This window comes from Pseudolysinimonas sp., assembly GCF_031389465.1.
GTDB lineage: Bacteria > Actinomycetota > Actinomycetes > Actinomycetales > Microbacteriaceae > Pseudolysinimonas_A.
In genome coordinates, this window is the sequence record NZ_JANMSQ010000194.1 from 1 (window position 1) to 5,804 (window position 5,804).

The 5,804-nt window shown below is 68.4% G+C and carries 7 protein-coding genes; 3 read left to right on the forward strand and 4 right to left on the reverse strand.

Going from position 1 to position 5,804, the window contains the following annotated elements:
* Nucleotides 1-519, forward strand: a 519-nt coding sequence (gene prs / locus RMO30_RS07805; RefSeq protein ID WP_309711600.1) for a ribose-phosphate diphosphokinase, incomplete at its 5' end; no start/stop codon positions are given.
* 39 nt (nt 520-558) lie between these two features.
* Here the strand turns inward: prs and RMO30_RS07810 are convergent.
* From RMO30_RS07810 to RMO30_RS07825, 4 genes are all read right to left on the reverse strand, one after another.
* Entirely contained in the window at nt 559-1,218 is a 660-nt protein-coding gene (locus RMO30_RS07810; protein ID WP_309711603.1) for a hypothetical protein, read from the reverse strand.
* A gap of 74 nt (nt 1,219-1,292) precedes the next feature.
* Nucleotides 1,293-1,625, reverse strand: a complete 333-nt coding sequence (locus RMO30_RS07815; protein ID WP_309711606.1) for a hypothetical protein — start codon at nt 1,623-1,625, stop codon at nt 1,293-1,295.
* Between the two features lie 114 nt (nt 1,626-1,739).
* A complete protein-coding gene (gene gndA / locus RMO30_RS07820) occupies nt 1,740-3,185 on the reverse strand; it encodes an NADP-dependent phosphogluconate dehydrogenase (protein ID WP_309711609.1) in 1,446 nt (481 codons plus the stop codon).
* Nucleotides 3,182-4,108 carry an NAD(P)-dependent oxidoreductase gene (locus RMO30_RS07825; protein ID WP_309711612.1) on the reverse strand — a complete coding sequence of 309 codons (927 nt, stop codon included), beginning with the start codon at nt 4,106-4,108 and terminating at the stop codon, nt 3,182-3,184. Before RMO30_RS07825 ends, gndA begins: the two co-directional genes overlap by 4 nt.
* Before the next feature lie 89 nt (nt 4,109-4,197).
* Between RMO30_RS07825 and RMO30_RS07830 the strand changes: the two genes are divergently transcribed.
* A complete protein-coding gene (locus RMO30_RS07830; RefSeq protein ID WP_309711615.1) occupies nt 4,198-4,980 on the forward strand; it encodes an IclR family transcriptional regulator in 783 nt (260 codons plus the stop codon).
* A gap of 104 nt (nt 4,981-5,084) precedes the next feature.
* Nucleotides 5,085-5,804: alcohol dehydrogenase catalytic domain-containing protein (locus RMO30_RS07835; protein WP_309711617.1), on the forward strand; the 720-nt coding region annotated here is incomplete at its 3' end.

Below are 5,804 nucleotides of genomic sequence, written 5' to 3' on the forward strand. Positions count from 1 at the left end.
TTCGCGATGCCCGTGCTGCTCGAGCACTTCAGATCGAAACTCGAACCCGCGACCCTCACCGTCGTGAGCCCCGACATGGGCCGGGTGCGCGTCGCCGACATCTGGAGCGACAAGCTCGGCGCCCCGCTCGCGATCATCCACAAGCGCCGTGACCCGCGGGTCGCCAATCAGGTCAGCGTGCACGAAATCGTCGGTGAGGTCGAGGGTCGGGTGTGCCTACTCGTCGACGACATGATCGACACCGGACGCACCATCGTCAAAGCGGCCGAGGCCCTGAAGAAACAAGGTGCGCTCGGCGTCGTCGTCGCGGCGACGCATGCAATCTTCTCCGACCCCGCCGTCGAGATCCTCCAGAGCGAGTTCATCGACTCCGTCGTCGTCACCGACACCCTGCCGATTCCCGACGAAAAGCGCTGGGATCGCCTCACCGTGCTGCCGATCGCGCCGCTCCTTGCCCGTGCCATCCACGAGGTGTTCGACGACGGTTCCGTGACGTCAATGTTCGACGGCGCTGCTTGACCTCGGAGGTCGAGTAGCCGCACAGCGGCGTGTCGAGACCTAGCGACCCCAGGCGCCAGCAGGTGCCGTCACAACCTCGACGTCCGAGTAGTGCCAGTGAGCGCCCCACGCGTAGTGGCCGCCTGCCCACGGGGAGGCCCAGATCGCGTTTTCGGTCACGGCAGGGTCGGCGCTTGCCGCGAACGCCGCCGCGATCTCGCGGTAGCCGCCGCTCGTCGTCAGAGCCTTGGCGACGACGCGGGCCGACTCCTGGAGACTCGAGTACGAGGCGAACCCGCCCATCCCGATATTGAGCGGATTGTTGCGGGTCCACCAGGCGTCGACGTAGTTCTCTTGACGCATCCAGCGGGTGATCACGGTGACGTTGTTGTCGCTGATCGGCCAGCCGGCGTAGAGCAGCACGAGCTTCGCCCAGTCGTGGTTGGTGCCGCCCGCGATGAAGGTCTCGGGGCCTGGCGTCGAACCGAAGGCGTCGCGCGTGAGGGCCGCACTGCTCTCGGCGGCCGTGACGGCGAGCGACGCGGGCAGCTCGAAGTCTTGGGCATACATCGCGGCGTACTCGGCGCGCTGTTCGGCGAGCGACGGTCCGGCGGCGAGCGGGTACAGCGTCATCCCGCCGAGAAGGATAGACAGACCCGCCGCCGCACCTAGGGCACGGCGGTCGACGGGGCGGGAACGCAGTTTCGTTTCAGAAGACATCCGCCGGGGAGGCTAACAGACGGTTCTGACGAGACCCTGGGCAGAACCCGAGAACCCGGGATCCCGGGAAAGGATCATCCCGGGATGAGGCCGAGCGACCCGATGAGCACCTCGCGGCCACCGAACTCTCGGGCGTAGCAGTACCAGGACGGGCCGCCAGGACCGAAAAGCTCGAACCGCGCCACCGGGTCGGCGTCGATTGTGCCCGAGCTCACCGCGCGCGCGCAGATCGCCTCGGCCGTACGGGCCTGCAGCGCGATCGTCGCGTACAGACCCGGCACGACCAGCCCGATGACGCCCAGCACGATCACGATGCGCATGACCCGGAGCGTGAGCGGATGCCGCAGCGGCCGGTCGTCGTTCGGCACGTAGCCGCGCAGTTCCGGGGGGTCTTCGTCGTGCGACATCCCCTCTACTCAACCACCCGTTCGCCGGAAGCCCGTCCGGTCTCGCCCAGCCGCCGATTCCCGGCAGCCCCACGGGGGAGCCGTTCGCGGCGATCTGTTACCGCTAACCGCCGTTCAATGCGCGTCGACCGCCGAAACCTCGCTGCGGTCGCCGCTCCACAAGGTGTGGAACGTCCCGTCGCGGTCGACTCGCTGGTAGGTGTGGGCGCCGAAGAAGTCGCGTTGTCCTTGCACGAGAGCGGCGGGGAGCCGTTGGGCGCGCAAACCGTCGTAGTACGACAGCGACGACGAGAACGCGGGAGCCGGGATGCCCGAGACGGCCGCTGCGGCGACGACCCGGCGCCAGGCGTCGTGGGTTCGGGTGACGACGCCCCGGAAGAACGGTGCGGTGACGAGGCTCACGAGTCCGGGGTCGTCGGCGTAGCTCTCGGTGATGCGGTTGAGGAACTGCGCGCGGATGATGCAGCCGCCGCGCCAGATCTTCGCGATCTCGCCCTTCTGGATGTCCCAGCCGTACTGTTCGGCGCCGGCGACGATGGCGTCGAAACCTTGGCTGTAGGCGATGATCTTGGAGGCGTAGAGCGCTTGCCGCACGTCCTCGATGAAGGCGTCGGCATCCGCGACGGCGTGCACGTCGGGGCCGGGCAGGTTGCCGGCCGCGGCGCGCTGCAGCGGCTTCGACGAGAGCGACCGAGCGAACACGGCTTCGGCGATTCCCGAGACCGGGATGCCGAGGTCGAGGGCGGTCTGCACGGTCCAGACGCCGGTGCCTTTCGAGCCCGCCTGGTCGAGGATGACATCGACGAGCGGTTTCCCCGTCGACGAGTCGACCTGGCGCAACACCTCGGCGGTGATTTCGATGAGGTACGACTCGAGTTCGCCCGCGTTCCACTGGGCGAAGATGTCGGCGATCTCGGTCGGGGTCTTACCCGTGCCGCGGCGGATGAGATCGTACGCCTCGGCAATCAGCTGCATGTCGGCGTACTCGATGCCGTTGTGGATCATCTTCACGAAGTGGCCAGCGCCGTCGTGGCCGACGTGGGTGACGCACGGCTCACCTTCGGCGACGGCGGCGATGGACTTCAGGATCGGGCCGAGCGTCACCCACGACTCGTCGGATCCGCCGGGCATGATCGACGGGCCGTTGAGCGCGCCCTCTTCGCCGCCGGAGATACCGGCGCCGACGAAGTTGATGCCCGTCGCGCGCACGGCCTGTTCGCGGCGGATGGTGTCGGTGAACAGGGCGTTGCCGCCGTCGACGATGATGTCGCCCGGCTCGAACACCTTCACCAGCTCGTCGATGACGGCATCCGTGCCCTTGCCGGCCTGCACCATGATGAGCGCCGCACGCGGCTTCTGCAGGGCTGCGGCGAACTCGGCGTACGACGTCGTCGCGACGAAGCCGGCCTCCGGATGCGCGGCTACGAGCGTGTCGGTCTTCTCGGGCGAGCGGTTGTAGATCGCGACGGTGTTTCCCTCGCGGCTGGCGAGGTTGCGGGCGAGGTTGGAGCCCATGACGGCGAGGCCGACGACTCCGATATTGGCGGTGGCAGAGGTCATCGAGCGTGGTCCTTTGAATCCGAGCTGAGGTCGCGCACGTAGGCGCGGGTGACGGAGATGTCGTTGTCGCCGTATCCACGATCCCGCAGATCCCGGAAAGCCGACGAAAGGAAGGCTAGCTGGCGCGCGTCCACTCCCGTGTGCAGGGCTTCCTCTTCGGCGAATCCGAGGTCTTTGATCATGTACTTGGCGGCGCCTGACGGGTGATAGTCGTCGGCGACCATGCGGGGTCCGCGCGTCTCGAGTACCCGGCTCCACGCGTAGCCGCCGCCCAGAGCTTCGAAGAACGCGGCGAGGTCGAGTCCGCTGCGGTCGGCGATGACGGATGCTTCGCCGAGCGAATGCACGGTGGCCGCGACGATCATCTGGTTACAGAATTTCGCGACGGCACCCGAGCCGAGCGGGCCGAGGTGGTGGACGACGCCGGTGGGAGCGAGAGCTGGACGAGCCGCCGCGACGGCGTCGGGATCGCCGCCCACGAAGAGCGACAGCGTTCCGGCCTTGGCGCCCTCTTCGCCGCCGCTCACCGGACTGTCGATGACCCGGATGCGGCCACCGGACTCGGCGTCGAGACGCGTGGCGAGGGCGCGGATGCCTTCGGCCGAGCTGGTGGAGCAGATCACGAGCACGAGCCCGTTGCCAGCGCCGGCGACGATTCCGTCGGGTCCGCTCAGTACGGTCTCGAGGTCGGGAAGGTCGGGGAGCATCGAGATGAGCACGTCGGAGTGTTCCGCGAGTTCTCGGCCGGTGGGTCGCCAGTGGGCACCGGCATCGAGCAGGTCGGCAACTCGCTCGCGGGAGTGGTGGAGCACGCTGACGTCGAGCCCGGCAGCCAGCACGTTGCGCGCCATGGGCGCACCCATGGTTCCGAGTCCGACGATTCCGACTCGGAGGGCGTCGGGATGCGCACTTCCTTGTGACATGGACGTCATCCTACAGATGTACAGCCAGCAGAACAGCGTTCAGTATCGTGAACTATGATCGGCATCACGCACGACGAGGAGGCCGCGTAATGACGAACAGTCCCGACGACCCGGTGGACCGGCGAACCGCCACGGCGGTCACGCGTGCGATCGCCGTGCTCGACTATCTCGCACGAAACCCCCGCGAGGCCATCCCTCTCAGCGACATCGCGCGAGAAATCGGCGCCGCGAAGTCCTCAACTCTCAACGTCTGCACCGCGCTCGAAGCCGGACGCCTGATCCAACGGCGGGGGCGCGGGTACGAGCTCGGCCGCCGGGTCGTCGAACTCGGCGGCTCGTATCTCTCGTCGTTCGACCAGGTGCGGGAGTTCTACCTGGCCTGCACCGAGTCGCCGACCCTGTCGCACGAACTGGTGCAGATCGCGGTGCTCGAGGGCACCGACGTTCTGTACCTCGCTCGCCACGAAGGGCGCGCCCCGTTGCTGCTCTCGGCGCGCGTCGGCGATCGGCTGCCGGCCGCGCTCACGGCGGTCGGCAACGCACTTCTCGCTCTCTATGCCGACGAAGAGGTGCGCATGCGCTACCTCGACCACGGGCGCTTCGAGCCGCGCACCGAGAACAGCACCAAGGACCTCGCGGAGCTGTTGGGCAAGCTCGCGCAGGTGCGCGCCCGCGGCTATGCGGTCGATCGGGGCGGTGTGCACCAGGCGGTGATCGGCATCGCGGCCGGAGTCGCGAGTTCGGATCCTCGAGTGTCGGCGTTCGCGGTCGGGGTGTCGCTCATCGCCGCGACGCCGACCGACGAAGAGATCGCGCGCATCGGCGCCGAGGTCGTCACGGTGGCCCGCACGATCGCCCACCACCCGCTCTAGAGCCATCCGCAGGACTCGGTTGTTCAACCTGATGAACGCAGTTCAGCACCTGGTACGTTCCTGATCAGCCCAATCGGGCGCGACAACGGAGTTGCGAGGTGATCATGAACAAGAGCGCAGGAACCCGCGCGGTCGTGGTGCATGCTCGCGGTGACATCCGGGTCGACCAGATCCCCACGCCGACCCCCGCTCCCGACGAGGCGCTCGTCGCCATCGAGCTAGGCGGCATCTGCGGATCTGACCTGCACTACTGGCTGCACGGTGCGGCGGGGGAGTCGATCCTCCACGACCCGCTCGTGCTCGGCCACGAGGTCGTCGGTCGCGTGAGCAGCGTGGCGGCCGACGGCTCCGGCCCCGCCGCCGGTGAGCGGGTCGCCGTACATCCCGCGACGGAGGGCACCTACCTCGGCAGCGCAGCGCTGCGCCCCCACCAAGCCGGCGCGTTCGCCGACCTGGTCGCGTTGCCGACCCGGATGCTGCGGCCGATTCCCGACTCCCTCGACCCGCGCGCTGCCGCGTTGATCGAGCCGCTCAGCGTCGCCTGGCACGCGGTCGCCCGAGCCGGCGATGTCCGCGAAAAGCGGGTGCTCGTCGTCGGGGCCGGCCCGATCGGTGCGTTGATCGTCGCCGTACTCGTGCACCACGGAGTCGCCGAGGTCGTTGTGACCGATGTGTTCGAGGCCCCGCGCGAACGCGCACTCGCCCTCGGCGCGACCCGTGCGCTGGCCGCCGACGACTCGGCAGCGATCGAGGCCCTCGATGTCGACATCGCGATCGAGTCGTCGGGCAGCTCCGCCGGTCTCGGTGCCGCGATTCGCGCCACC